Origin of the sequence: Pseudomonas sp. O39 (genome assembly GCF_045447295.1) — a bacterium.
Classification (GTDB): domain Bacteria; phylum Pseudomonadota; class Gammaproteobacteria; order Pseudomonadales; family Pseudomonadaceae; genus Aquipseudomonas; species Aquipseudomonas antarctica_A.
Genome location: NZ_JBJGXV010000012.1, coordinates 40,096 through 66,284, shown reverse-complemented (window position 1 = coordinate 66,284; position 26,189 = coordinate 40,096). Strand labels below are relative to the sequence as shown.

The following is a 26,189-nucleotide window of genomic DNA, read 5'->3' as shown; positions in this document are numbered from 1 at the left end:
GGCCGTTGATGGTGATCAATGCCTGCGTGCGAAAAAAGCCTGAAGTCTGGGGCTGGAACGCCCTCGCGTAACCGGCAAAGCTACCTGAATGCGCTTGGGCAGTCCAGCCAGGCGGGACTGGCACTTTGCCACAACTCAAGGCATGCTAGCCGCCCTCCGGGCGTCCGGCTTATAGTGCACGTCGCGCGCCAATCCAGCCAAACCGCAGGATCACAGCTTGTCCAAAGTCACGCCGCCCACTCCTCTGCGCGCCGCTCATATAGCGCCGGGAGCGCCCCTGCACGGTACCCTGAAAGGCGCATTGGCGACGCTTGTCCTTATGTTGCTCGCGTTATTGTTCTGGCAACTGCTGGACCAATTGCAGCAAAACCAGAAAAACCAGCAGCAATACACCATTGACTACAGCGCCGACCTGGCTGAACAGATCAGCCTGAACATGGCCCTGAGCGCAAAAATCGCCCTGAACCTGTTACCGATGGTCGAGCCGCCGCGCAACGACGAACAACAGCAAGCGCTGATGCGCACCTTGCAACGCTCGCTGCCGGAGCTGCGCAGTTTCGCCTTGCTGGCGCCAAGCGGCGCATTGATCAGTGACAGCGCCAAAGACAGCCAGGACCGCGCCTGGCTTGAAGAGCTGGTACAGCGCAGCCACTCGCAACCTTATTACCTGAGCAACAATGCCGACGGCACCCTCATTTATCTGTTGCTGCAACAGCCCAGTGGCGGCTCGAAAATGTACTGGGCCCTGCGCCTGGCGCCCAGCTACCTGAGCAACCTCACCCGCCAGGATGGCCAGGGCCAGCGCCCAATGTGGGCCATCGAGAATCGCTTGAACCACCGCGTGGTCAGCCGCGATTCCGGCATGCCGGCACAGTGGGCGTCTGCGCTGACGCCGGATGAGCTGAATAAAAGCGTGTTGGTCACGCCCCTGAGCAAAAGTGACTGGCAATTGCGCGGGCTGTTCGACCGCGGCGCCGTGCTGGAGCAACTGCTGCCGGCGTTTATCGGCAAATGCCTGTTGGGCCTGGCCTTCTCGCTGATTCCGGTGATTGTGTTGCTCAATATGCGTCGCCGTCAGCGTCAGGTGCATGAAGGCCGCAGACGTTATCAGGATATTTTCGAAGGCACCGGCGTGGCCCTGTGCGTACTTGACCTGTCGGGCCTGAAGGTTTTTTTCGACAAGACCAAAGTGCAGACCCGCGAACAATTGCAGGCCTGGTTGCGCAACAACGCCGAAGAGCGCCAACAACTGCTCAAGGAGTTGCGCGTCACCGAGGTCAACCAGGTGGCCGTGCGCCTGCTGAACGTCAGTTCTTGCGAGCAAGCGTGGGAGCGGCTGATCGATGATTGCCCGCGCAACGCCACGGCCATCGGTTACCAGGTGCTGGAGGCCGTCCTGACCCAGCAAAAACAGCTGGAGTTGGAAATCCAGCTCAACGACGTCGTCGGCAATGACCAATACCTGTGGCTGGTGATGCGCCTGCCGGAGCAGCAAGACGACTTCAAGGCGGTGATCCTCAGCATCAGCGACATCACCAGCCGCAAGTTGATCGAGCTGTCGCTGGTCGAGCGCGAAAGCTTCTGGTCGGACGTGGTGCGTACCGTGCCCGATCACCTGTATGTGCAGGACGTGATCAGCCAGCGCATGATTTTCAGCAACCATCACTTGGGCCACACACTCGGCTACAACAAAGTCGAACTGCAGCAAATGGGTGAGTATTTCTGGGAAATCCTGCTGCACCCCGAAGACGCCGAGCATTACCACGACTTGCGCCAGCGGCAACGTGAAGTCGGCTACAGCACCCAATTGCAATGTCAGCTGCGCTTTCGTCACCGCAATAACCAATGGCGATGCTTCGATATCCGCGAGCAGGCCCTGGCCCGTGACAAATCTGCGCAGGTCACGCGGATCATCGGCGTGGCCAAGGACATTACCGATCAGATCGAAGCCAGCGAATCCCTGCGCGACAGCGAGCAACGCTACCGCATGCTGGCCGAAAGCATCAGCGACGTGATCTGCTCCACCGACAGCCACCTGGCCCTCAACTACGTCAGCCCGTCAGTCAGCGCCGTACTGGGTTATGACGTGGACTGGGTATTCAAGAACGGCTGGCAGTCGATCATTGCCAACCCCCAACAACTGAGCGGCATTTACAGCCTGGTGGAACACGTCAGCCGCGCGCTGGGCGACGTGGCCGCGTTGAACAAGCTGCGCGATGAAGTACAGACCCAGTTGTTCCTGTTCGACTGCCTGCGCGCCGATGGGCGCAAAGTGCCAATCGAGTTGCGCCTGGTGCTGGTGTGGGATGAGCACGGCGCGTTTGAAGGCATCCTCGGTGTGGGCCGCGATATCAGCCAGCAACGCCGCGCAGAGAAAGACCTGCGCATGGCGGCCACGGTATTTGAACACTCAACCTCAGCCATTTTGATCACTGACCCTGCGGGCTATATCGTGCAGGCCAACGAGGCGTTCAGCCGGGTCAGCGGCTATGCCGTGGCAGACGTGCTCGACCAGTTGCCAAACATGCTCACTGTCGATGAGCAACAGGAAGCTCACCTGCGCTACGTGCTCAAGCAACTGCACCAGCACAGCACCTGGGAAGGTGAAGTCTGGCTCAAACGACGCAATGGCGAGCATTACCCGGCCTGGGTGGGCATTACCGCCGTATTTGACGATGAAGGCGACCTGGCCAGCTACGTGTGTTTCTTCAGCGATATCAGCGAGCGCAAGGCCAGCGAACAGCGCATCCACCGTCTGGCGTATTACGACGCCTTGACCCACCTGCCCAACCGCACCCTGTTCCAGGACCGCCTGCACACGGCGCTGCAGTCGGCTGAGCGACAGAAGTCCTGGGTGGTGCTGATGTTCCTCGACCTCGATCGCTTCAAGCCGATCAACGATTCCCTCGGCCACGCCGCCGGCGACCGCATGCTCAAGGAGATGGCCACCCGCCTGCTGGGCTGCGTGGCCGAAGACGACACCGTGGCGCGCATGGGCGGTGACGAATTCACCTTGCTCCTGCAACCGCGAGTCAGCCGTGAGATGGCGCTGAACCGTGCGATCTCGGTGGCCGAGCAGATTCTGGCGAGCCTGGTGAAGCCGTTTGTACTGGAAGGCCGCGAGTTCTTTGTAACCGCCAGTATTGGCATCGCCTTGAGCCCGCAGGACGGCAACGAGCTGAGCCAACTGATGAAAAACGCCGATACTGCGATGTATCACGCCAAAGAGCGCGGCAAGAACAACTTCCAGTTTTACCAGGCTGATATGAACGCCAGTGCCCTGGAGCGCCTGGAACTGGAAAGCGACCTGCGCCACGCCTTGGAACAGAACGAATTCGTGCTGTATTACCAACCGCAATTCAGCGGCGACGGCAAACGTTTGACCGGCGCCGAAGCCCTGCTGCGCTGGCGCCACCCGCGCCGAGGCCTGGTGCCGCCCGGGGACTTCATTCCCGTGCTGGAAGAGCTGGGGCTGGTGGTGGACGTGGGCGACTGGGTGATCAGCGAAGCGTGTCGCCAGCTCAAGAGCTGGCACCAGAACAAGGTGCGCGTGCCGAAAGTCTCGGTAAACATCTCGGCGCGGCAATTCTCGGATGGCCAACTGGGCGAACGCATCGCCACCATTCTCAAGGACACCGGCCTGCCCCCGGCGTGCCTGGAGCTGGAGCTGACCGAAAGTATCCTGATGCGCGAAGTCAACGAAGCCATGCAGATCCTCGCCAGCCTGAAAAACCTCGGCCTGAGCATTGCGGTGGACGACTTCGGCACCGGCTATTCGTCGCTCAACTACCTCAAGCAATTCCCCATCGATGTGCTGAAGATCGACCGCACCTTTGTCGACGGCCTGCCCTCTGGCGAGCAAGACGCGCAGATCGCCCGTGCCATTATCGCCATGGCCCACAGCCTGAACCTGGCGGTGATCGCCGAGGGCGTGGAAACCCATGAGCAGTTGGACTTCCTGCGTGAGCATGGCTGCGATGAAGTGCAGGGCTACTTATTCGGGCGGCCGATGCCGGCGAATCGGTTTGAAGCGCAGTTCAGCAATGATGCGCTGTTCATGTTCGACTGAATAAGAGCAGCGGCAAGTTGCAAGCTACAAGCAGCAAGAACGAGCGGAACTGCTTTTACTTGAGGCTTGTGGCTTGCAACTTGAGGCTTGTGGCTTGCAACTTGAAGCTGGCGCTTCATCGCCATGACTATGTTTCATATCCCTTCTAATAAGCGCTTGGGTTAGAATGCCCTCCTTTTCTGCCCCCGATCCTTGAGGACCGCCATGTTCAGCCGTGATTTGACTATTGCCAAGTACGACGCCGATCTCTTTGCCGCCATGGAGCAAGAAGCCGTGCGCCAGGAAGAGCACATTGAGCTGATCGCTTCGGAAAACTACACCAGCCCTGCGGTTATGGAGGCTCAAGGTTCGGTTCTGACCAACAAGTACGCCGAAGGCTACCCAGGCAAGCGCTACTACGGCGGTTGCGAGTACGTCGACGTGGTTGAGCAACTGGCCATCGATCGCGCCAAGGAACTGTTCGGCGCCGATTACGCCAACGTCCAGCCACACGCCGGCTCCCAAGCCAACAGCGCCGTGTACCTGGCCCTGCTGCAAGGCGGCGACACCATCCTGGGCATGAGCCTGGCCCACGGCGGTCACCTGACCCACGGCGCCAGCGTTTCCTCCTCCGGCAAGCTGTACAACGCCGTTCAATACGGTATCGATGCCAACGGCCTGATCGACTACGACGAAGTCGAGCGTCTGGCAGTTGAACACAAGCCAAAAATGATCGTGGCCGGTTTCTCTGCCTACTCGCAGATCCTGGACTTCCCGCGTTTCCGCGAAATCGCTGACAAAGTCGGCGCTTACCTGTTCGTCGACATGGCTCACGTAGCCGGTCTGGTCGCCGCAGGCGTCTACCCGAACCCGGTGCCTTTCGCTGACGTCGTGACCACCACCACGCACAAGACCCTGCGCGGTCCACGTGGCGGCCTGATCCTGGCTCGCGCCAACGCCGAGATCGAGAAGAAGCTGAACTCCGCGGTATTCCCAGGCGCCCAAGGTGGCCCGCTGGAGCACGTGATCGCGGCTAAAGCGATCTGCTTCAAAGAAGCCCTGCAGCCTGAGTTCAAGACTTACCAGCAGCAAGTCGTGAAAAACGCCAAGGCCATGGCCGGTGTGTTCATCGAACGCGGCTACGACGTTGTCTCCGGCGGTACTGAAAACCACCTGTTCCTGCTGTCGCTGATCAAGCAGGACATCTCCGGTAAAGACGCTGACGCCGCCCTGGGCAAAGCCTTCATCACCGTGAACAAAAACTCCGTGCCGAACGACCCACGTTCGCCGTTCGTCACTTCCGGCCTGCGCTTCGGCACCCCGGCTGTGACCACTCGTGGCTTCAAGGAAGCAGAGTGCAAGGAACTGGCCGGCTGGATCTGCGACATCCTGGCTGACCTGAACAACGAAGCCGTGATCGACGCGGTCCGTGAGAAGGTCAAGGCCATCTGCAAAAAGCTGCCGGTATACGGCGCTTGATTGCAGTTGCTTGAATGAAAAGCCCGGCCTTGCGCCGGGCTTTTTTATGCCTGAAAACCCTGCTTGCTCAACCTGCAATACAGTCACATGTGGGAGCGGGCTTGCTCGCGAAAGCGGTGGACCTGCCAGCTTATTTGTAACTGATACACCGTATTCGCGAGCAAGCCCGCTCCCACATTTTTTGATCGCATTTCAAGTCAGGGTTGATAGACCCGGGCAAAGCCCTCGCGAATCTTGTCTTCCGGCAATTCGTCAGCAATAAACACAATCACACTTTCGCGCTGCTCTCCCTCGGCCCATTCGGTATCCCAATCGAAACCGTAGAGTTTGAGCACGCCCTGGAACACCATGCGCCGGTCTTCCCAGGCAATATTCAGCACGCCCTTGTAGCGCAGCAGTTGCTTGCCGTGGTCTTCCAGCAGCTCGTTCATGAACGCGCTGAGGCGGTCGATATCCAGCGGCTGGTCGGTGCGCAGCACCAGGCTTGAGATGCGGTCGATGGACGGCGCAGCGCTGACCGGGCGCAGGCTCATGCCAGCGTTGAGGTTGAAGCCGCGAACATCAAGCAACTCAGCCAGGTCGATGGCGCCGTGGTCGACCACCCGAATCGGCGCTCGGCGGTTGATACGGGTCAAGCGTTGGCTGAGGGCGTCGAAGGTCGCCTCATCCACCAGGTCGCGCTTGCTCACCAGCAAGCGGTCGGCGAAACCGATCTGGGCCTGGGCGATGGTCTGGGTCAGGTGATGCTCGGCGTGCGCCGCATCCACCAGGGTGATGATGCCGTCGAGGATGTAGCGCTCGCGCAGTTCTTCATCGATAAAGAAGGTCTGGGCCACGGGCGCGGGGTCCGCCAGGCCGGTGCACTCGATCACCAGCCGGTCGAAGGCAATCTCGCCGCTGTCCAGGCGTTCAAGCAGCAGGTACAGGGCTTTGGTCAGGTCGGTGTGGATGGTGCAGCACACACAGCCGTTGGACAGGGTCATGACTTGCACCGGTTCGGCGCCCAGCAGCTGGGTATCGATACCGGCGTCACTGAATTCGTTCTCGATCACGGCGATTTTAAGGCCGTGCTCGGCTTTAAGCAGGTGGCGCAGCAAGGTGGTTTTGCCGGCGCCGAGGAAGCCGCTGAGGATGGTGACGGGGATGGGAGAGGACAAAGACAGTTCTCCTGATAACTGAAGGAACACAAAACAAATGTGGGAGCAGACCTATGTGGGAGCTGGCTTGCCTGCGATGCAGACAACTCGGTCCTCCCGTCAGACCGAGCTGATGCTCTCGCAGGCAAGCCCGCTCCCACATGGGATCACTGCAAGCCCAACTTACCGGGTTAGCAGCATTTAGGCCCACCCTTGCCACCGTAACGGGCTTCCTGGCGTTCCCGGAAGAACGCCTTGTAGTCCATCATCGGTTTGTCCGGGTGCTTGGTTTGCATATGCTCGACGTACGTATCGTAGTCGGGCATGCCGACCATCAGGCGCGCGGCCTGACCGAGGTATTTACCGAGGCGACTGATGTCATTGAACATGGTTGCAATCCTCGATTACGCGTCCGGTACGGCCTGGAACGGGGCTTCTTTATCCGTACGCTCTTTGTTGCCCCAAGCGGCGACGCCGACTTTGAGCGCATAGAACAGGATGCTGAACACCACGAACAGGAACAGCGCCGTCAGCGTTGCGTTGGTGTAGGCGTTCCAGATCACGTGCTGCATCTGGTCGATGTTCTTGGCCGGGGCGAGGATCTGGCCGCCGGCCAGGGCATCGCTGTACTTCTTGGCCAGCGACAGGAAGCCGATCGCCGGGTTAGCGTCGAACAGCTTGATGAAGCCTGCGGTCACGGTGCAGATCAGCAGCCAGACAGCCGGCAACATGGTCACCCAGATGTAGCGTTGGCGTTTCATTTTGATCAGCACAACGGTGGCGAGCATCAGCGCGATACCGGCCAGCATTTGGTTGGAGATACCGAACAGCGGCCACAAGGTGTTGATGCCACCGAGCGGGTCGATCACGCCTTGGTACAGCAGGTAACCCCACATCGCCACGCAACCAGCGGTCGCAATCAGGTTGGCCGGCCAGGAGTCAGTCCGCTTGAGGGACGGCACGAAGGAGCCGAGCAGGTCTTGCAGCATGAAGCGACCCGCACGTGTACCGGCATCCACCGCCGTCAGGATGAACAAGGCTTCGAACAGGATCGCAAAGTGGTACCAGAATGCCATGGTGTTTTCACCCGGCAGCACACTGTGCAGGATCTGCGCGATACCCACCGCAAGCGTCGGCGCACCGCCTGCACGCGCCAGGATGGTGGTTTCGCCTATGTCATGCGCCACCGCCGTCAAGGCTTCCGGGGTAATCGCAAAGCCCCAGCTGCTGACGGTTTGTGCCACAGTCACCACATCCGCACCCACCACGGCAGCCGGGCTGTTCATGGCGAAGTACACGCCTGGCTCGATCACCGAAGCAGCAACCATGGCCATGATGGCAACGAACGACTCCATCAGCATCGCGCCGTAGCCGATGTAACGGGCGTTGACTTCGTTATCCAGCAGCTTGGGCGTGGTGCCCGAGGAAATCAGCGCGTGGAAACCCGAGACCGCGCCACAGGCAATGGTGATGAACAGGAACGGGAACAGGCCGCCCTTCCACACCGGGCCGGTGCCGTCGATGAATTGGGTCAGGGCCGGCATTTTCAGCACGGGCATGGTGACCAGGATGCCGATCGCCAGGGCGATGATGGTGCCGATTTTGAGGAAGGTGGAGAGGTAGTCGCGTGGTGCCAGGATCAGCCACACCGGCAGTACCGCCGCGACGAAACCGTAGCAGATCAGCATCCAGGTGATCTGGATTCCGGTGAAGGAGAAGGCCTTGGCCCAGACCGGGTCAGCGGCAATCTGCCCGCCCAGCCAGATCGAACCCAGCAGCAACAGCACGCCGATCACCGAGATTTCACCAATGCGGCCCGGGCGGATGTAGCGCATGTACACGCCCATGAACATCGCGATCGGGATAGTTGCCATCACCGTGAAGATGCCCCATGGGCTCTCGGCCAGGGCCTTGACCACGATCAGCGCCAGCACCGCGAGGATGATGATCATGATCAGGAAACAGCCAAACAGCGCGATGGTCCCGGGAATGCGGCCCATCTCTTCGCGAACCATGTCCCCCAGGGAACGGCCGTTGCGACGGGTGGACAGGAACAGGACCATGAAGTCTTGCACCGCACCGGCCAGCACCACCCCGGCAATCAGCCACAGGGTGCCTGGCAGGTAGCCCATTTGCGCCGCCAGTACCGGGCCGACCAACGGGCCTGCACCGGCAATCGCCGCAAAGTGGTGACCGAATAGGATGTGTTTGTTGGTCGGCACGTAGTCCAGACCATCATTATTGAGCACTGCCGGGGTGGCCCGCAGTGGATCAAGTTGCATCACATTGTTAGCGATGAACAGACTGTAGTAACGGTACGCAACCAGATAGATGGCCACTGCAGCGACCACAATCCACAAGGCGTTGATCGCCTCGCCGCGGCGCAAGGCCACTACGCCCAGGGCGCACGCTCCTACGATTGCCAGCAGCAGCCAGGGTAGGTGGCGTAGCAGGCTATTATTATTTTTCATTTTTATATTCCAGCCAGGGTGGACAGAAAGGACAGCCAGCCCGAGTTTAGCGCTACTGGCCTCAAAGACCAGCCCCCTACATTGGTCTAGAGCCTTGCCAAGGAAAAAAACGGTAAAAAAATCAGAAATAAAAGCCCGAGGGTGGCGCAGGGCTACAATCTTTCTACCCACAGAGGAATTGACCATGAGCGAGCAGCCCTCAGATCGACGCCGTTTCCGGCGTATCGCCTTCGATGCGCGGACGACCCTTGCACAAAACGGCTGGAATTGGCCGGTGCAACTGGTGGATTTGTCGCTGAAAGGTTTGTTGGTGCAACGGCCCGAAGACTGGCAGGGTAATCGCGCAGAACTGTTCGACGTGGATATTCGCCTGGACCCACAGGCGCATATAAAGATGCAGGCCAGGCTGACCCATGACGACGATGGCCAGTTGGGGTTTGTGTGCGAGCACATCGACTTGGAGTCGATCAGCCATTTGCGGCGGTTGATCGAACTTAACCTCGGCGATCAGGAAGAACTTGAGCGGGAACTCGGCGCGCTGCTGCAGGTGTGACGATTCAGGGAAACGCCGTGCGCGCAGGGAATTCGTTTTCTGCGTCCCAGTAGCCCGCCTTCTGACTCGACTCAGCCTGCCATTGCCCGTCGACAAAACGATAGGTCGTATAGCGGGTCGCGAAATCGTCGTCGCCGTCACCGTCCATAAAGGACGACACTTGCAGTAGCTCATCCGCGCCACCGCTGGCCGGCGTAGCAATCTGCCACGCGGCTTTGCCGGTCTGGGCCAGGGTCAGAGGCTCGACCTTACCGTCGGCGCCCTTATAGCTCATCGGCTTGAGTTGCTGTTTGGCCGGCAGCAGCAGTTGAGTCGCCGGGCCGCTGTAACTGCCCATCGGTGCCGTCTGGTCGATGATCAAAAAGTACACCGGTTCCGGCAGGCCTTTGAGCGGAGCCTTCTGGACCTTGGCCAAGGGATAGCCAAGATCGTCGTGCGCCAGCATCGTGCCGGAGGCCGACAGTAAGCGTACCTGAGCGTTGAGCAACGGGTTCTCCACCAGATCGCCGGGCTCGTCAAACGAGTCCTCATCCAGGCCATTGCCCCAACTGTCCTTGTGCAACTGCGCGCTGATGCGCTGGTCTTCCAGCACCTGCAACACGCTGCCGTCTTCCGTCGCCAACTTCTGGGCCAGGCGGTAACCGGGCGGCAGTGTGGCCGACTCAGCCAAGGCAATGCCCGGTAACCCGAGCAAGGCCACGAACAGGGCACATACCCCCCAACGATGGGTCTGTTGCATTGCGCTCATCCCTGATTGCTCCACGTTTATTCGAAAAGTGCATCCAACGCCTGCTCCAGGCGCGTGACCGCAATAACCTGCAAGCCCGGCGGCGATTCTTTCGGCGCATTGCCCTTGGGCACAATTGCGCGCTTGAAACCGTGCTTGGCCGCTTCTTTCAAGCGTTCCTGGCCACTCGGCACCGGGCGCACCTCGCCCGACAGGCCGACTTCACCGAACACCAACAAGTCATGGGGCAGCGGCCGATTGCGCAGGCTGGACATCACCGCCGCCATCAAGGCCAGGTCGGAGGCGGTTTCCAGCACCTTGACCCCGCCAACCACGTTGAGGAATACGTCCTGGTCATGGGTGGGAATGCCGCCGTGACGGTGTAGCACAGCGAGCAACATCGCCAGGCGGTTCTGATCCAGACCCAGCGTGACCCGGCGCGGGTTGGCCAAGTGGCTGTCATCCACCAGCGCCTGCACTTCCACCAGCATTGGCCGAGTGCCTTCCCACGTCGCCATCACCACACTTCCCGGAACTTCTTCCTGAGCACGTGTGAGAAAAATGGCCGACGGGTTAGAGACTTCTTTCAAACCTCGGTCGGTCATGGCGAACACGCCCAACTCATTGACTGCGCCAAAGCGGTTCTTCACCGCCCGCAGCAATCGCAAGCGGCCATCGGATTCGCCTTCGAAATACAGCACCGTGTCGACCATATGCTCAAGCACCCGTGGCCCGGCCAGCGCGCCTTCTTTGGTCACATGGCCGACCAGGAAGATCGCCGTGCCGCTTTGCTTGGCATACCGCACCAGCAGCGCCGCGCTTTCACGCACCTGGGATACGCCGCCAGGTGCCGACTGCAACTGCTCGGTGAAAATCGTCTGGATCGAGTCGATCACCATGACCTTGGGCTTTTCGATGCGGGCCGTGGCGATGATGCTTTCGATGCAGGTTTCGGTCATTACCCGCAGTTGATCCTGGGGCAGGCCCAGGCGACGGGCGCGCATGGCCACTTGCTGCTGGGATTCTTCGCCGGTGACATACAGCGCCGGCATGCGACTGGCGATGCTGCACAGGGTTTGCAACAGGATGGTTGATTTACCGATGCCGGGGTCGCCACCGATCAGCACCACCGAACCGTCCACCAGGCCACCGCCGAGCACGCGGTCCAGCTCACCGGAAGCCGTGGAGAAACGCGGGATCTCTTCAACACTGACTTCGGCCAAGGTCTTGATCTGCGCCTGCTGCCCGGTCCAGCCGGCTCGGCCGGTAGGGGCCGCAGCGCCGCCGCTTTCGATCATGGTTTCAGTCAGGGTGTTCCACGCGCCACACTCGGTGCATTGGCCGGCCCACTTGGGAAAGGTCGCGCCGCACTCCGTGCAGCCGTACATGCGCTTGGCCTTTGCCATTTGAGAACCTCCAACCGAAAAACCGCGATGATAGCTCAGCGCGGCGCCGGGGTCCGGATTTCACCACTGGCTAATCGTGAAGCACTGTTGCCGATCGGGTCCTCGGCGTTGAGGTCGGCGCCCTTGGCTTTTAATTCATCCATCAGCTCGATGCGCTTGAACAGCCCGGCGTACATGGCGGCGGTCTGCCCGGCGCCGTTGCGCTGGTCGGGGTTGCAGTCGGTGGCCAGCAGCCGTTGGGCGATTTTCAACTCGCCTTTGAAGATTGCCCCCATCAACGCCGTATTGCCGCGTTTGTCCTGCACGCAGGCGTCGGCGCCGGCGTTGAGCAGGCGCTCCACGAAAGACCCCTGGCCGTGGTAGGCGGCAAGGATCAGCGCGGTGTAACCCTTGTCGTCTTGGGTATTGAGGCTGTAGCCGGATTCGATGAAGGTGTTGAGCATATCGACATCGCCACGGCGGGCGGCGTCGAAGTAGTAGTCCTGTAACTGCGCCTTGAGCGCGACCGGGTCGGGGGCCTCGGCATGGGCGACGAAGGCGAGCATTGCCATCAGTAAACCGAGAGAGATTCGCATGGGTTTTCTCCTAACAGGGGGTCGACACCCTGATCTGGGCGTCGACCGGAACCAACGTCAGTCAGTCAGTTTTTCTGCCAGCGCTTTAACGCGAGCCAGGTCACCTTTGGCGACCTTGGTCACACCCGTGCCGTACTCCGGGTCAGCTTTATAGAGGAACGACAGGATAATGTGCTTGCTCTCATCATCAGTCGTCGCCAGCGAGCCGCCGAAGTTTTCGATCAGGTCCTGACGCTCTTTCTTGCTGTAGGTGCGGTACAAGTCACCGGCCTGCTTGAAGTTCTGCTCACGCTGGATCTTCGCCTGCTGGGTGCTACCCGACAGCGCCGACTGGCTGTAGCGCGCGGTTTGCGGCTCTTCGCGTGGTAACAGCCGGCTTGGCTGGTAGTTCACGCCGGTGGTGGTTTTGCCGAAGTTCATCGCGCCGTCCTGGTTACCGTTGTTGACGGTGACGCGGGGTGCGTTGATCGGCAGTTGCAGGGCGTTCGGCCCCAGGCGGTACATCTGGGTGTCGGCGTAGGAGAACACCCGGCCTTGCAGCAAGCGGTCTTCCGACGGTTCGATGCCCGGGACCAGGTTGGCCGGGGCCATGGCCACTTGCTCGGTTTCCTGGAAGACATTCGCCGGGTTGCGGTTCAACACCATCTGCCCGACTTTACGCTCCGGCACGTTCGGCCAGATCTTGGTGGCGTCCAGCGGGTCGAAATCAAACTTGGCCAAGTCCTCGGGTTTAAGCACTTGCACATACAGGTCCCACTTGGGGAAGTCGCCCTTATTGATGTGGGTAACCAAGTCATTGGTCATGTGGCTGTAGTCACGCCCTTGCACCTCGGTAACTTGCTTGGGATCGAGGTTCTTGATGCCTTGCAGGCTCTTCCAGTGGAACTTGACGTAGTGCACTTCGCCTTTGGCGTTGATCAACTTGTAGGCATGTACGCCGTTGCCGTCCATTTCCCGATAACTGGCCGGGGTGCCGGAGTCTGAGTACAGCTCGGTCAGCGTACGGGTGGACTCGGGAACATGGGAGAAGAAGTCAAAACGACGGGAGTCGTCGTCCAGGTTAGTGCGTGGGTCGGGTTTGAACGCGTGCACCATGTCCGGGAATTTAATGGCGTCACGAATGAAAAACGTCGGGAAGTTGTTTCCTACCAGGTCCCAGTTGCCTTCGGCGGTGTAGAACTTGGTGGCGAAGCCGCGCGGGTCACGCAGGGTTTCTGGAGAGTGGTTGCCGTGGACCACGGCCGAGAAGCGCACGAATACCGGCGTCGCTTCACCTGCGGCGAAGACCTTGGCTTTGGTCAGGTCGCTGAGGTTGTCGGTGACGGTGAAGGTACCGTGGGCGCCGGTGCCACGCGCGTGCACCACACGTTCCGGGATGCGTTCACGGTCGAAGCGCTGCAGTTTTTGAATAAGCTGCACGTCCTGCAGCAGCACCGGGCCATTGGCCCCGGCCGTTTGGGAGTTCTGGTTGTCCCCGACGGCAGCGCCGTTATCGCGGGTCAGGTTGGCGGCTTGTACAGAGAGGGAAAGCAGGCTGGCGGTCACCAGTGCCAACGCGTATCGCGCTGAAACCGGCCCGCGGCTCATTGGAGTATTCATCGAGGTGTCCTCTGGTTTTTTTGTGCACATTCAGTTGTGCTTGCCAGAGGCTAGTGACCTGCGAGTCAGAAGATAAATAGAAAAACACCACCGGTACGATTAAGAAAAAAGTGTGGTAACCCACTGAAACAGCGAGTATTTCGCGCGCGATTGGTGGCACTTTGCAAACTATTTGCGATTTAATGTGTCGATAAAAATTGACAGTGTTAACGGTTGTGTCGCGCAAGCCGCCTACGACTGAATTACACTGACCTCCACCCTTCTCATCTGTAACAAGGAATAACCTATGGGCGTGATCAGTGAGTTCAAGGCCTTCGCGGTCAAAGGTAATGTGGTCGATATGGCCGTCGGTATCATCATCGGCGCCGCCTTCGGCAAGATTGTTTCCTCGTTTGTAGGCGACGTGGTCATGCCGCCCATCGGTCTGCTGATCGGTGGCGTGGACTTCGCTGACCTGGCCGTGCAACTCAAGGCGGCGCAAGGCAGTGCTCCGGCCGTGGTACTGGCTTACGGCAAATTCATCCAAAGCATTATCGACTTCGTGATCATCGCGTTTGCGATCTTCATGGGCGTAAAAGCGATCAACCGCCTCAAGCGTGAAGAGGCCGTGGCGCCGACCCTGCCGGCAACGCCGAGCAAAGAGGAAGAGTTGCTGACGGAGATCCGTGATCTGCTCAAGGCTCAGAACAACAAGCCGCTTTAAATCGGTGGACCCAGAAAGGCGCCTATTGCAGGCGCCTTTTTTTTACCAATAATTTTCCACCGCCACTTGCCCTGGGCGCCGGCTCAGGCTCAGTTGCATGTCGCGTTGTTTGAGCAGTTGCCGTGTGTCATCGACCATCTGCGGGTTGCCGCAAATCAGCACGCGGGAGAATTCGGGGGTCAGCGCGACGCCAGCAGCGCGTTCCAGTTCGCCATTCTCGATCAGCGTGGTAATGCGCCCGTTCAGCGCCCCGGGATGCTGTTCACGCGTAACGATGGGGATGTAGACGAGTTTATGGGCGTATTCGGCCAGGTACTCTCGCTCACCCAACGCTGCAATCAGGTGCTGATACGCAAGCTCTTTGGCCTCGCGGGCGCTGTACACCAGAACGATACGCTCGAATTTCTCCCAGGCCTCGAAGTCCTGCAGGATCGACAGAAACGGCGCCACCCCGGTACCGGTGCCCAACAACCACAGGTCGCGCCCGTCCACAAAGCGGTTCAGGGTCAGGAAGCCTGTGGCCTGGCGCTCCACCATCAAGGTGTCACCCACCTGTAGCCGGCTCAACTCACTGGTGAACTCGCCCTCCGGAACAACAATAGAGAAGAAGTCCAGGTGCTCGTCAAACGGCGACGACACGATGGAGTAAGCACGCCATACGGTACTCCCATCCGCCTTGCTCACCCCCAGGCGCACAAACTGGCCGGCAGTAAACCGAAAGCCCGGATCGCGTGTGGTGCGCAGGGTAAACAGGCTAGGGGTCAGCGATTGCACGTCGAGCAACGTCTGGCGGGTAAATTTCTCAGCACTGGCCGTCATGGGGGTCTCCGTTCAACAGGTACCCCTAGTGTCCCCCAAAGTCGCACAGGGAAACACCGTTGGTTTGTACTGGCATTACCGTTGACCCGGATGCTTACAGACAGCGGGGAACGTAAAATTATTACATTCCAAAGACATTTAAGCGCAGGACGGGCATTAAATTACCAACTAATCATTTAGCTATTTCCAAACTTCCAATACGCCATTAGATGACACAGTCAATCTAACTGATATCAATCCAATATCGTCAGCAACCTGTTAAAACCAATGAGATTTTCTTACTAACAACTAAACTTACACAAAAAACTCACTGCTGTACAAGTTCATGAAGTGTAAAGACGAAGGCCACATGACATTTTTTTCACCTCTCCATGTAGCCTTTATCCTACACTCCTTTCCGTGCCTCATTGGGAGCCAGGAAGTGCCCGGGCAATAACAACAAGTATGGAGAGTTACCGATGGTCAACTGGCGCAACACGAGGATCCCAAAACTTGAAGGCGAGGATAAGATCACCACTATTTATGAGATGGTCGTGAATCACACCTATCAGCTCGGCTTTGAATATTGCTCATTTACGATGAGTTCCCTACAACCCACCCTTCAAACAAAACAGTTTCACTTAAACAACTATCCAAATGAATGGAACAGCGTTTACAAGCAAGCGAACTTCTTTGATATAGACCCAGTAGTAGCCCACTGCAAATGTAGCGTAATGCCTATCGTGTGGGACGAAAAAACGTTCAGCACCACGCCACACTTATGGTCGTTGGCCCAATCGTTTGGCGTGCATTTTGGTTGGACTCAGGCAGTACACGACTTCCAGGGCGTGTTCAGCATGCTGACCCTGGGCCGAAGTACCGGCGAAGTCAGTCCGCAAGAGCTTTACGAGAAAGCCGGCCAGGCACTGTGGCTTTGCCACGTATTGCACGCGGCGGTGGCACAAAAACATGCCGATAAACCGAGTATTACGCCGCCTTGCAAATTGACCCCACGGGAAACGGAAATCCTCAAATGGTCAGCCATGGGCAAGACGGCGTCGGACATTGCCACGATCCTGTGTCTGTCAGAACGTACCGTGGGTTTTCATATCAGCAGCTGCCTCAAAAAATTGGGCGTCAATAACAAGATCGCTGCCGTGCTCTGTGCCTCCAAAGCGGGCCTGTTTTAACCGGCGTACAAACACCGCATGTAATCCCACCGAAAAAAAAGTAACATTTACGGCCTATTCTGAGTGTTGAAGCCGCGCCTAGGTGCCGCCTCGCCGTTCACTCAGTTGCCGTTCACACGGATAGTTGCGCCGGTTGCCCGCACCCGCCGCCGCCCATCGTTGACCCAGAGCCTCCCCCGCCATGCCCCTGCTTGACAGCCCCTTCGCCCAGCTCGATCTGATCCGCCAGCCAGAGCAACACAATGACCCGCTGCAGGCTTTCGATGCCGCCGACGAGTACCTGCTCAACTACCTGGCCGAACAGCCGCATGGCGCCGCAACCCGCGTATTGGTGCTCAATGACAGCTTCGGTGCCGTGGCGGCCAGCCTGGAAGGCAAGGTTCAGGTGACGTCCAGCGGCGACTCGTATCTGGCAGCCCAGGGCCTGGAGAAAAACCTGGTGCGCAATGGCAAGGCGTTTGATGCAGTACCGTTCGTGCCCGCCAGCCAGGTGCCGACCGGGCCGTTCGACCGCGTACTGATCCGCGTGCCGAAGACCCTGGCCTTGCTGGAAGAGCAACTGATTCGCCTGCAAGGGCAGTTGGCGCCGGGCGCCGAGGTGATCGCGGGCGCTATGATCAAGCACCTGCCACGGGCTGCAGGCGAGCTGCTTGAGCGCTACATCGGGCCCATGCACGCCTCACTTGCGGTCAAAAAAGCCCGGCTGCTGATTGCCACCGTCGAAGATCGCCCGGTTGCCGCCTCGCCCTACCCCACTCGCTACGCCTTGGACGCACCGGCCATCGAGTTGCGTAACCACGCCAACGTGTTCTGCCGTGAAGGCCTGGACATCGGCACCCGCGCCTTCCTCCCGCACCTGCCGAAAAACCTGGGCAGCGCTCGCGTCGCCGACCTGGGCTGCGGTAACGGCGTGCTGGCGATTGCCAGTGCACTGCAAAACCCCGACGCGCAGTACACGCTCGTGGATGAATCCTACATGGCCGTGCAGTCGGCGCTCGAGAATTGGCAGGCGGCACTCGGGGCGCGAGAAGTCATCGTCCGCGCCGCTGATGGCCTCGCCGGCCAGGAACCGCAGTCCCTGGACGTGGTGCTGTGCAACCCGCCGTTCCACCAGCAACAGGTGGTCGGCGACTTCCTTGCCTGGCGCATGTTCCAGCAGGCGCGGGAGGCCCTGGTGGTCGGTGGCGCGCTTTACATCGTGGGTAACCGCCACTTGGGCTATCACAGCAAGTTGGCGCGTTTATTCCGTGGCGTTGAGCAAGTGGCCGCCACGCCTAAGTTCGTGATTCTCAAAGCGCGCAAATAAAAAACCCCGCCTTTCTCGCAAAAGGCGGGGTTGAAAGCCGGGCCGCAAGGCCCGGAACGGGATGTCAGTGAGTCGTCAGGCCGGCCGCGCTCATGAACATACGCATCAGGCTGGCCACGACGAACAGGGCCAGCACACTGCCGGTCCAGATCATCGCCAGCCACCCCAGGCGCCGCCACAACGGCTGTTTCTCGGCCTGTTCGATCTCGTGCAACGTAGGTTTGCCGGGCATGTTACAACCCTCCTAGTGATAACCGTCTTCGTGGGTGACCTTGCCGCGGAACACGTAGTAGCTCCAGAAGGTGTAACCCAGGATAAACGGGATGATGAACAGCGTGCCCACCAGCATGAAGCCCTGGCTTTGCGGCGGCGCGGCGGCGTCCCAGATCGAGACAGACGGTGGAATGATGTTCGGCCACAGGCTGATCCCCAGGCCGCTGTAGCCGAGGAAGATCAGTACCAGTGTCAGCAGGAACGGCGTGTAGTGCGCATTACGCGCCACTGCGCGGATCAAACCGTACATGGTCACCAGCACCAGGATGGGCACCGGCAGGAACCAGAACAGGTTCGGCAGGGTGAACCAGCGCGAAGCGATTTCCGGGTGCGCCAGCGGCGTCCACAGGCTGACGATACCGATCACCGCCAACACCACAAAGGCCAACGGCCGCGCCAGGTTGTGCATCTGCTCCTGCAACTTGCCTTCAGTCTTCATGATCAGCCAGGTGCAACCGAGCAAGGCATACGCGACCACCAGGGCCACGCCGCAGAACATCGTGAACGGCGTGGCCCAGTCGAGTGAGCCGCCGGCAAACTGGCGATTCACCACCGGGATGCCGTCGATAAATGCCCCCAGCGCCACGCCCTGGAAGAACGTCGCCGCGATGGAGCCGCCGATGAACGCCTTATCCCACAGGTGACGCTTATGGTCCTTGGCCTTGAAGCGGAACTCGAAGGCCACGCCCCGGAAGATCAGCCCGATCAGCATCAGGATCAGCGGCAGGTACAACGCCGACAACACCACCGAATAGGCCAGCGGGAACGCGCCGAACAACGCCGCGCCCCCCAGGACCAGCCAGGTTTCGTTGCCGTCCCAAACCGGGGCGACGGTGTTCATCATCACGTCACGGTCGACTTTGCCCGGGATAAACGGGAAGAGAATGCCGATACCCAGGTCGAAACCGTCCATGACCACGTACATCATGATGCCGAAGATGATGATCACGGCCCAGATCAGCGGAAGATCAATACCCATCTCAATTCCCCTTGTGCTGGATGTGAGTGTGGTCGTCATCGCTGCCATCATCGGCCGCAGACAACGGACGGGCCGGTGTGCGTTTCTGCCCAGGGCCACCATGGGTTGGCTCGGAGCCTTCGTGCGTCTGAGGCCCTTTGCGCACCAGACGCATCATGTAGCCCAACCCGGCGCCGAACAGCGCGAAGTACACCACCACGAACAACACCAGGGTAATGGTCATCTGCGCCAGGCTATGCCCGGAGGATGCATCCGCCGTGCGCATCAACCCGTAGACCACCCAGGGCTGACGACCGATTTCGGTGGTGAACCAGCCGGCGAGAATCGCGATCAGGCCGAACGGGCCCATCCACAACGCCAGGTACAGGAACGGCCTGGAGGTATACATCTTGTCGCCCCGGCGCAGCCACAGGCTGAACAAACCGGTGAAGATCATCAGGAAACCCAGGCCGACCATGACCCGGAACGACCAGAACACGATGGTCGAGTTGGGACGGTCTTGCGGCGGGAAATCCTTGAGCGCCGGCACTTGCTTGTCCAGGGAGTGGGTCAGGATCAGGCTGCCCAGGTACGGGATTTCGACGGCGTATTTGGTCTTCTCGGCTTTCATGTCGGGCCAGCCGAACAGGATCAGCGGCGTCGGCTCGTTGCCGATATTTTCCCAGTGACCTTCAATCGCGGCGATTTTCGCCGGCTGATGCTTCAGCGTGTTCAGGCCATGGAAGTCGCCAATCACCGCCTGGATAGGCGCGACGATCAAAGCCATCCACATCGCCATCGACAACATGGTGCGGATCGCCGGGTTGTCCTTGCCGCGCAGCAAGTGCCAGGCCGCCGAGGAACCGACGAAGAACGCCGTGGCCACAAACGCTGCCGTGGCCATGTGCGCCAGGCGATACGGGAATGACGGGTTGAAGACGACGGCGAACCAATCGGTCGGTATCACGCGGCCGTCCACGATTTCGAAGCCCTGGGGTGTCTGCATCCAACTGTTGGACGACAGGATCCAGAAGGTAGAGATCAACGTACCGACGGCCACCATCACCGTGGCAAAGAAGTGCAGTTTGCGCCCGACCTTGTTCCAGCCGAACAGCATCACACCGAGGAAACCGGCCTCGAGGAAGAAGGCTGTCAGCACTTCATAGGTCAGCAACGGCCCGGTAACGGCGCCGGCGAAGTCCGAGAAGCGGCTCCAGTTGGTGCCGAACTGGTAGGCCATGACCAGCCCGGAGACCACACCCATGCCGAAGTTGACGGCAAAGATCTTCGACCAGAAATGGTAGAGGTCACGGTAGGTGTCGTTGTGAGTCTTGAGCCACAAGCCCTCGAGCACCGCAAGGTAACTGGCCAGGCCGATGGTGATCGCCGGGAACAGGATGTGGAACGAGATGGTGAACGCGAATTGAATTCGGGCGAGATCTAGCGCCTCCAAACCGAACATAAGTTTTCCTCTGTCAGGTAATACCGGCTGCTGGCTGGGAGCCTGCACCCACTGCCCCCACGGATATGGAGTGTGGCGAATTTCAATTCGTTTCTTTTTTTACCCATCACGCAGGGATTCTGGCCTTTCGGCCGCCAGAACAATCCCGGGGCCGGTTTTGATCTGGATCAAGCATTGCTGAAAGAGTAGTCCCATTTTGGCTGTAGGAAGGCGTGGTCTTTTGCCGCGTGACAGCTTGTCTCAGCCCGGCGCCCAGCAAACCCTTGCAACTATTTGTTACAGCTTGATGCTAACCTCGGTGCTCCCTCCGCTCCGAACCTGTATTCCCGATGCCTAGTGAACCTGCGTTGCTGTTGCGTCACCACCGCCCTTTCATCGCGTTCTGGCTGGCACGGATCTTCACCGCCAGCGGCTTCCAGATGCTCACCGTGGCCATCGGCTGGAACCTCTACCAATTGACCGGTAACGTGCTGGACCTGGGTTTGGTCGGCCTGGTGGAATTCGTACCGCGCGTACTGTTCATGTTGCATACCGGGCACGTGGCCGATCGCTATGAACGGCGCAAGGTCGCCGCCATCTGCCAAACCGTGCAGGCACTGATTGCGTTGTCCCTGGCCATCGGCGGCCTGACCGGCAACGTCACCCGCGAAATGATCTTTATCCTGGCCTTCCTGCTCGGCGCCGCACGCTCGTTTGAAATGCCCACTACCCAGGCGCTGCTGCCGAGCATCGTGCCCAGCGCACTGTTTCCGCGGGCCGTGGCGTCGTCGCAGTCGGCCCAGCAACTGGCAACCATCGTCGCGCCGGCCCTCGGCGGTTTGCTGTACGCATTCGGCAGCGTGTGGGTGTATGGCCCAACGGTGGCGCTGTACCTGATTGCCTGCGTGCTGACCCTCAACCTGCCCGCCCGCCAGACCCCGCTGAACAAAGCCAAGGCCACCCTGGACTCGCTGTTGGCCGGGGTTCGCTTTATCCGCAGTCGCCCGGACATCCTCGGTGCCATCTCCCTCGACTTGTTCGCCGTGCTGCTGGGCGGCGCCACGGCGTTGCTGCCGGTGTTCGCCAAAGACATCCTGCTGACCGGCGCCTGGGGCCTGGGCCTGCTGCGTTCGGCACCGGCGGTGGGCGCGTTGTTGATGTCGCTGTGGTTGGCGCGGTTCTCGGTGGACCGCCAGGTCGGTCGCGTAATGTTTACCGCCGTAGGTGTGTTCGGCGTGGCAACCATCGCGTTCGGCCTGTCGACTTCGTTCTGGTTTTCCCTGGCCGTGCTGGTGGTGCTCGGCGCGGCGGACATGATCAGTATGGTGATCCGCGCCTCCTTTGTGCAGCTGGAAACCCCCGATGAAATGCGCGGGCGCGTCAGTGCGGTCAACGGGCTGTTTATCGGCGCTTCGAATCAGTTGGGCGAGTTCGAGTCCGGCATCACCGCCCATTGGTTCGGCACCGTGCCCGCCGTGGTCATGGGCGGGATCGGTACGCTGCTGGTGACGGGCGTGTGGATCAAGCTGTTCCCGTCCCTGGCCAACCGCGACCGCATGCATGTGCCGGGGGAAGAGGCCAAAGTCTAAGTCCCACCACCTGATTTGATGCTGGAATGCAGTAAAGGTGGGAGCGGGCTTGCCAGCGAATGCGAAGTGTCAGTCACCTAATGTATTGACTGATGCACCGCATTCGCGAGCAAGCCCGCTCCCACATTTTGATCTTCGGTGGTTTGAAGGTTTGCGCTAAAGCACCTTGTCCAGGGTGATGGGAAAGTCCCGTACCCGCTTCCCGGTGGCGTGATAAATCGCATTCGCGACCGCCGCCGCGACCCCGACAATGCCGATCTCACCCACGCCCTTGGAACCGAGCGCGTTGACGATCTCGTCGTGCTCTTCGACAAAAATCACATCAATGTCGCCGATATCGGCATTTACCGGGATGTGATACTCGGCCAGGCTGTGGTTCATATTGCGCCCCAGTTGGTGGTCGGTCTGGGTTTCTTCGTGCAGCGCCATACCAATGCCCCACACCACACCGCCCAGGATCTGGCTGCGCGCCATCTTCGGGTTGACCACGCGCCCGGCGGCAATGGCGCTGACCACGCGACGCACCTTGATCGTGCCAAGGTCTTCGTCTACCTGAACTTCGACAAACACCGCCGAGTGAGTAGCGCTCGCATAGCCTTGACGCTTTTTGTCCGGCTCGCTGTCGACCTGCACTTCCAACGCATCTTCACCACTGTCCTTGACCAATTGTGCCAACGACACACTCACGTCCCCGGTGTGCAACTGGCCGTCTTCAAAGCGCACGGTTTCTGCATCCTTGAAGACCGGGTAAGTCTGCCGGGCAATGGCCAGCAGTTTGCCAGTCAACGCTTCGCACGCTTGTTGCACGGCGGTGCCGACGGACGACACGGTAAACGAGCCGCCCTGCAACGGCGCGGTGGGCAATGACGAATCCCCCAGCAAAAAGCGGATATCCGCCATCGCCACACCGCTGGCCTGGGCGGCAATCTGGGTCATGACCGTATAAGTGCCGGTGCCGATATCGGTGGTGGCGCTGCTCACCGTCAATTGGCCCTTCGCGTCGATCCGCGCCTTGGCGCTGGCCTTCATCTGCAAGGCTTCCCACACACCACCGGCCATGCCCCAGCCGATCAACTGGTTGCCGTCGCGCATGCTGCGCGGTTCCGGGTTGCGCTGGGCCCAGCCGAAGCGCTCGGCGCCTTCGCTGTAGCACTCGCGCAAGGCTTTGCTCGACCAGGGTTTGTCCTCGTTCTGGTTACGTTCGGCATAGTTGATCAGCCGCAGTTGCACCGGGTCGATGCCCAAGGCGCAGGCCAGTTCATCCATGGCGCACTCCAGGCCGATCACGCCCAGCGCAGCCCCCGGCGCCCGCATGTCCAGCGGGGTAAATACGTCCAGAGGCACCAGTTTGTAAGTCAGCTGCACGTTGTCGCAGTGGTAGAGCATGCCGCTCCACTCCACTACGTGTTCACTGAAGTCTTCGAAACGGGAAGTCTGGCCAATCGCGGTATGCCCCAACGCCAGCAGACGGCCATTGGCAGCGGCGCCCATCTGCAAGCGCTGCAAAGTGCGCGGCCGGTAGCCGAACGTGAACATCTGTTGCCGGGTGAGCGTGACACGCACCGAGCGCTTGAGCGCCAATGCCGCCATTACCGCCAGCGGCAACTGGTATTGCGGGCGCAGGCCCGAACCGAAGGAGCCACCGACAAACGCAGCGAAGATGCGCACCTGGCTTTTATCCAGACCAAAGATTTTTTGCACATACGCCTGGCAGTTCTGCGGGCCTTGGGTCTTGTCGTGGATATGCAGGGTGCCGTCCGGCTGATACAGCACGGTGCTGGCGTGGGGCTCCATCGGGTTGTGGTGTTCGATGGGCGTGCTGTAGTGCACATCGAGGTTGACGGCAGCAGCGGCCCATTCCGCCTGGAAGTTACCGCGTGGCGCGGGCGGCGTTTGCGGTGATGGATGCGCCTGTTCCTGCATGGCCAGCAAGTCGGTTTCAAAGGCTTCGCTTGCGTACTCGATCTGCACCAGCGAACCGGCGTGCCGCGCCAGCTCCAGGTTGTCGGCGATCACCAACGCCAATGGCTGGCCGCTGTAGAGCACACGGTCGTTATACAAAGGCCGAAACGGCGAGCCGTCCGCCGCGTCGGCGTCGGCGAACGCGTCATCGTAGCTGGCGAGTTTCGGCCGGTTGAGGTGATCGAGCACCATGACCACGCCCGGCAGCGCCAGGGCTTTGGAGGCATCGATCCTGACGACCCGGCCTTTGGCGATGGTGCTGGAGACCACGCTGGCATGCAGCAAGCCCTGGTCGGGAAACTCACCGGCATACCGCGCTTGACCTGTGACCTTGAGCAGACCGTCAACGCGATCCATGGGTTTACCGATAGCCGTCATGACCGTTCTCCTGCGATGGCAGCGTCGCTGAGGGCGCGAATAATTGCGCGGCGCGCCAGCTTGACCTTGAAGGCGTTGTGCTCCAACGGCTCGGCGTCTTGCAGCAAAGCGTCGGCGGCGTTGCTGAAGGTTTCGCGGCTGACGGTCTGGCCGATCAGCGTGACTTCCACTGCGCGGTCGCGCCACGGTTTGTGAGCCACACCGCCAAGGGCCAGGCGGGCATCGACGATGGTCTCACCGTCCAGTTCCAGGGCAGCGGCGACGGACACCAAGGCGAATGCGTAAGACGCGCGGTCGCGAATTTTCAGGTAGTGGCTGTGGTTGGCCAGATGGTCGGCTGGCAGCTCGATGGCGGTAATCAGCTCATCATCGGCCAGCAAGTTATCGCGCTGCGGCGTATCGCCGGGCAGCCGATGGAAGTCAGCAAATTCAATGACCCGCGCCCCGCCGCGCCCTTCCACGTGAACCCGCGCCGCCAGTGCCGCCAGGGCCACACACATGTCCGAGGGGTGCGTGGCCACACAGTGCTCGCTGGCGCCGAGAATCGCATGGATGCGGTTCAAGCCGGTGCGCGCCGGGCAACCACTGCCCGGTTCGCGCTTGTTGCAGGGCACGCTGGCGTCATAAAAGTAATAGCAACGGGTGCGCTGCAGCAGGTTGCCACCGGTGCTGGCCATATTGCGCAATTGCGGTGAAGCACCGGCGAGGATGGCCTGGGACAGCAACGGGTAACGCTGTTCGATCAGCGGGTGCCAGGCCAGGTCGGCATTGCTCACCAAGGCACCGATCATCAGGCCGCCCTCAGCGGTCTCTTCAACGCCTTGCAGCGGCAGGCCGGTGATGTCGATCAGGTGTTCGGGGCGGCTGATGTTTTCTTTCATCAGGTCGAGCAGGTTGGTGCCACCGGCAATGAAGCGCGACGCCGCACTGCTCAGGTGCACCGCTTCGTGCACATCGGCCGGCTTGCTGTACTGGAAGGGGTTCATTGCTCACCTCCCTTTGTGCGGCAGGCGGGCAAAGCTTCTTCTATGGCATCGCGGATGTTGCTGTAGGCGCCGCAGCGGCACAGGTTGCCGCTCATCAGTTCCTGAATTTGCGCCGTATCGTGGGCACGGCCCTCATTGGCCAGGCCAACAGCCGAGCAAATCTGGCCGGGGGTGCAGTAGCCGCACTGGAAAGCGTCATGCTTGATAAAGGCCTGCTGCATCGGGTGCAACACGTCGCCGTCGGCCAGGCCTTCTACAGTGGTCAGCTCCGCGCCGTCGCACATCACCGCCAGGGTCAGGCAGGCGTTCACGCGTTTACCGTCGCGCAACACCGTGCAGGCGCCGCATTGGCCGTGGTCGCAGCCTTTTTTACTGCCGACCAGGTCAAGTTGCTCGCGCAGCAGATCCAGCAAGGTGGTCCAGGGCAACACGTCCAGCTGGCGGTCCTGGCCATTGAGGCTCAGGCGTATGGAGTGGGTGGCGAACGGTGGGGCCGCCGCACCATTGGGAATTGCGCTCATAAACACCTCACGGGTTGGTGTACATCCGCGGCGTTCAGGGAAATCGCCGTCTCAGGGGTACGACTTCCCGGGGTATCGAGCGTTCAAGGA

Annotated in this window: 21 protein-coding genes; 7 read left to right on the top strand and 14 right to left on the bottom strand. The window is 60.2% G+C overall.

Annotation, left to right across the window (positions count from 1 at the left end; all coding sequences use genetic code 11):
• Positions 1 to 217 precede the first annotated feature (217 nt).
• Both ACI77D_RS16915 and glyA read left to right on the top strand, forming a co-directional pair.
• Positions 218 to 4,069, top strand: coding sequence for a bifunctional diguanylate cyclase/phosphodiesterase (locus ACI77D_RS16915; protein ID WP_221295674.1), 3,852 nt, complete (start codon positions 218 to 220; stop codon positions 4,067 to 4,069).
• A 204-nt stretch (positions 4,070 to 4,273) separates the two neighbouring features.
• On the top strand, positions 4,274 to 5,527 hold the full coding sequence (gene glyA, locus ACI77D_RS16910) for a serine hydroxymethyltransferase (RefSeq protein WP_064454215.1): 1,254 nt from the start codon (positions 4,274 to 4,276) through the stop codon (positions 5,525 to 5,527).
• Positions 5,528 to 5,724: 197 nt separating this feature from the next.
• Here the strand turns inward: glyA and yjiA are convergent, their stop codons facing one another.
• The 3 genes from yjiA to ACI77D_RS16895 all read right to left on the bottom strand — a co-directional run bounded on the left by yjiA (position 5,725) and on the right by ACI77D_RS16895 (position 9,134).
• Positions 5,725 to 6,684: a GTPase gene (gene yjiA, locus ACI77D_RS16905; protein WP_407017093.1), complete on the bottom strand. Its 960-nt coding sequence runs from the start codon at positions 6,682 to 6,684 to the stop codon at positions 5,725 to 5,727.
• Positions 6,685 to 6,854: 170 nt separating this feature from the next.
• The gene (locus tag ACI77D_RS16900) at positions 6,855 to 7,052 is read right to left on the bottom strand and encodes a YbdD/YjiX family protein (protein ID WP_003176208.1); all 198 of its coding nucleotides are present in this window, start codon (positions 7,050 to 7,052) and stop codon (positions 6,855 to 6,857) included.
• A gap of 15 nt (positions 7,053 to 7,067) precedes the next feature.
• The gene (locus ACI77D_RS16895; protein ID WP_064454217.1) at positions 7,068 to 9,134 is read right to left on the bottom strand and encodes a carbon starvation CstA family protein; all 2,067 of its coding nucleotides are present in this window, start codon (positions 9,132 to 9,134) and stop codon (positions 7,068 to 7,070) included.
• A gap of 184 nt (positions 9,135 to 9,318) precedes the next feature.
• Between ACI77D_RS16895 and ACI77D_RS16890 the strand changes: the two genes are divergently transcribed.
• Positions 9,319 to 9,687, top strand: coding sequence for a PilZ domain-containing protein (locus ACI77D_RS16890; RefSeq protein WP_064454218.1), 369 nt, complete (start codon positions 9,319 to 9,321; stop codon positions 9,685 to 9,687).
• Positions 9,688 to 9,691: 4 nt separating this feature from the next.
• Here the strand turns inward: ACI77D_RS16890 and ACI77D_RS16885 are convergent, their stop codons facing one another.
• Genes ACI77D_RS16885 through katB form a run of 4 tightly spaced genes read right to left on the bottom strand, consistent with a single transcriptional unit; the run spans position 9,692 to position 13,994 of the window.
• Entirely contained in the window at positions 9,692 to 10,426 is a 735-nt protein-coding gene (locus tag ACI77D_RS16885) for a hypothetical protein (RefSeq protein WP_407017115.1), read from the bottom strand.
• Positions 10,427 to 10,452: 26 nt separating this feature from the next.
• Positions 10,453 to 11,820, bottom strand: coding sequence for a DNA repair protein RadA (gene radA, locus ACI77D_RS16880; protein WP_064454219.1), 1,368 nt, complete (start codon positions 11,818 to 11,820; stop codon positions 10,453 to 10,455).
• 35 nt (positions 11,821 to 11,855) lie between these two features.
• Positions 11,856 to 12,395: an ankyrin repeat domain-containing protein gene (locus tag ACI77D_RS16875; RefSeq protein WP_064454220.1), complete on the bottom strand. Its 540-nt coding sequence runs from the start codon at positions 12,393 to 12,395 to the stop codon at positions 11,856 to 11,858.
• 57 nt (positions 12,396 to 12,452) lie between these two features.
• Positions 12,453 to 13,994, bottom strand: a complete 1,542-nt coding sequence (katB, locus tag ACI77D_RS16870) for a catalase KatB (protein WP_221295679.1) — start codon at positions 13,992 to 13,994, stop codon at positions 12,453 to 12,455.
• A gap of 286 nt (positions 13,995 to 14,280) precedes the next feature.
• On the opposite strand from katB, the gene mscL reads away from it, so the two are divergent.
• Positions 14,281 to 14,697, top strand: a complete 417-nt coding sequence (gene mscL / locus ACI77D_RS16865) for a large-conductance mechanosensitive channel protein MscL (protein WP_064454222.1) — start codon at positions 14,281 to 14,283, stop codon at positions 14,695 to 14,697.
• A gap of 42 nt (positions 14,698 to 14,739) precedes the next feature.
• Here mscL and ACI77D_RS16860 read toward each other — a convergent pair whose 3' ends face one another.
• On the bottom strand, positions 14,740 to 15,516 hold the full coding sequence (locus ACI77D_RS16860; RefSeq protein WP_407017092.1) for a ferredoxin--NADP reductase: 777 nt from the start codon (positions 15,514 to 15,516) through the stop codon (positions 14,740 to 14,742).
• 458 nt (positions 15,517 to 15,974) lie between these two features.
• On the opposite strand from ACI77D_RS16860, the gene ACI77D_RS16855 reads away from it, so the two are divergent.
• On the top strand, positions 15,975 to 16,685 hold the full coding sequence (locus ACI77D_RS16855) for an autoinducer binding domain-containing protein (RefSeq protein ID WP_407017091.1): 711 nt from the start codon (positions 15,975 to 15,977) through the stop codon (positions 16,683 to 16,685).
• 181 nt (positions 16,686 to 16,866) lie between these two features.
• Complete coding sequence (locus tag ACI77D_RS16850; protein ID WP_064454225.1) at positions 16,867 to 17,991, top strand: methyltransferase; 1,125 nt, start codon at positions 16,867 to 16,869, stop codon at positions 17,989 to 17,991.
• Positions 17,992 to 18,055: 64 nt separating this feature from the next.
• On the opposite strand, the gene ACI77D_RS16845 is transcribed toward ACI77D_RS16850, so the two are convergent.
• Genes ACI77D_RS16845 through ACI77D_RS16835 form a run of 3 tightly spaced genes read right to left on the bottom strand, consistent with a single transcriptional unit; the run spans position 18,056 to position 20,684 of the window.
• The gene (locus ACI77D_RS16845; protein WP_064502999.1) at positions 18,056 to 18,223 is read right to left on the bottom strand and encodes a DUF2474 domain-containing protein; all 168 of its coding nucleotides are present in this window, start codon (positions 18,221 to 18,223) and stop codon (positions 18,056 to 18,058) included.
• A gap of 12 nt (positions 18,224 to 18,235) precedes the next feature.
• Complete coding sequence (gene cydB, locus ACI77D_RS16840) at positions 18,236 to 19,243, bottom strand: cytochrome d ubiquinol oxidase subunit II (protein ID WP_064454226.1); 1,008 nt, start codon at positions 19,241 to 19,243, stop codon at positions 18,236 to 18,238.
• A gap of 1 nt (position 19,244) precedes the next feature.
• Positions 19,245 to 20,684: a cytochrome ubiquinol oxidase subunit I gene (locus ACI77D_RS16835; RefSeq protein ID WP_407017090.1), complete on the bottom strand. Its 1,440-nt coding sequence runs from the start codon at positions 20,682 to 20,684 to the stop codon at positions 19,245 to 19,247.
• A 329-nt stretch (positions 20,685 to 21,013) separates the two neighbouring features.
• On the opposite strand from ACI77D_RS16835, the gene ACI77D_RS16830 reads away from it, so the two are divergent.
• Positions 21,014 to 22,252, top strand: coding sequence for an MFS transporter (locus ACI77D_RS16830; protein ID WP_407017089.1), 1,239 nt, complete (start codon positions 21,014 to 21,016; stop codon positions 22,250 to 22,252).
• 156 nt (positions 22,253 to 22,408) lie between these two features.
• On the opposite strand, the gene ACI77D_RS16825 is transcribed toward ACI77D_RS16830, so the two are convergent.
• From ACI77D_RS16825 to ACI77D_RS16815, 3 genes are read right to left on the bottom strand one after another with little or no spacing between them, the layout of a single operon-like run.
• The gene (locus ACI77D_RS16825) at positions 22,409 to 24,592 is read right to left on the bottom strand and encodes a xanthine dehydrogenase family protein molybdopterin-binding subunit (protein ID WP_407017088.1); all 2,184 of its coding nucleotides are present in this window, start codon (positions 24,590 to 24,592) and stop codon (positions 22,409 to 22,411) included.
• Positions 24,589 to 25,578, bottom strand: a complete 990-nt coding sequence (locus ACI77D_RS16820; protein WP_064454230.1) for a xanthine dehydrogenase family protein subunit M — start codon at positions 25,576 to 25,578, stop codon at positions 24,589 to 24,591. The genes ACI77D_RS16825 and ACI77D_RS16820 overlap by 4 nt, the downstream gene beginning before the upstream one ends.
• On the bottom strand, positions 25,575 to 26,099 hold the full coding sequence (locus tag ACI77D_RS16815) for a (2Fe-2S)-binding protein (RefSeq protein ID WP_407017087.1): 525 nt from the start codon (positions 26,097 to 26,099) through the stop codon (positions 25,575 to 25,577). Before ACI77D_RS16815 ends, ACI77D_RS16820 begins: the two co-directional genes overlap by 4 nt.
• Positions 26,100 to 26,189: the final 90 nt, after the last annotated feature.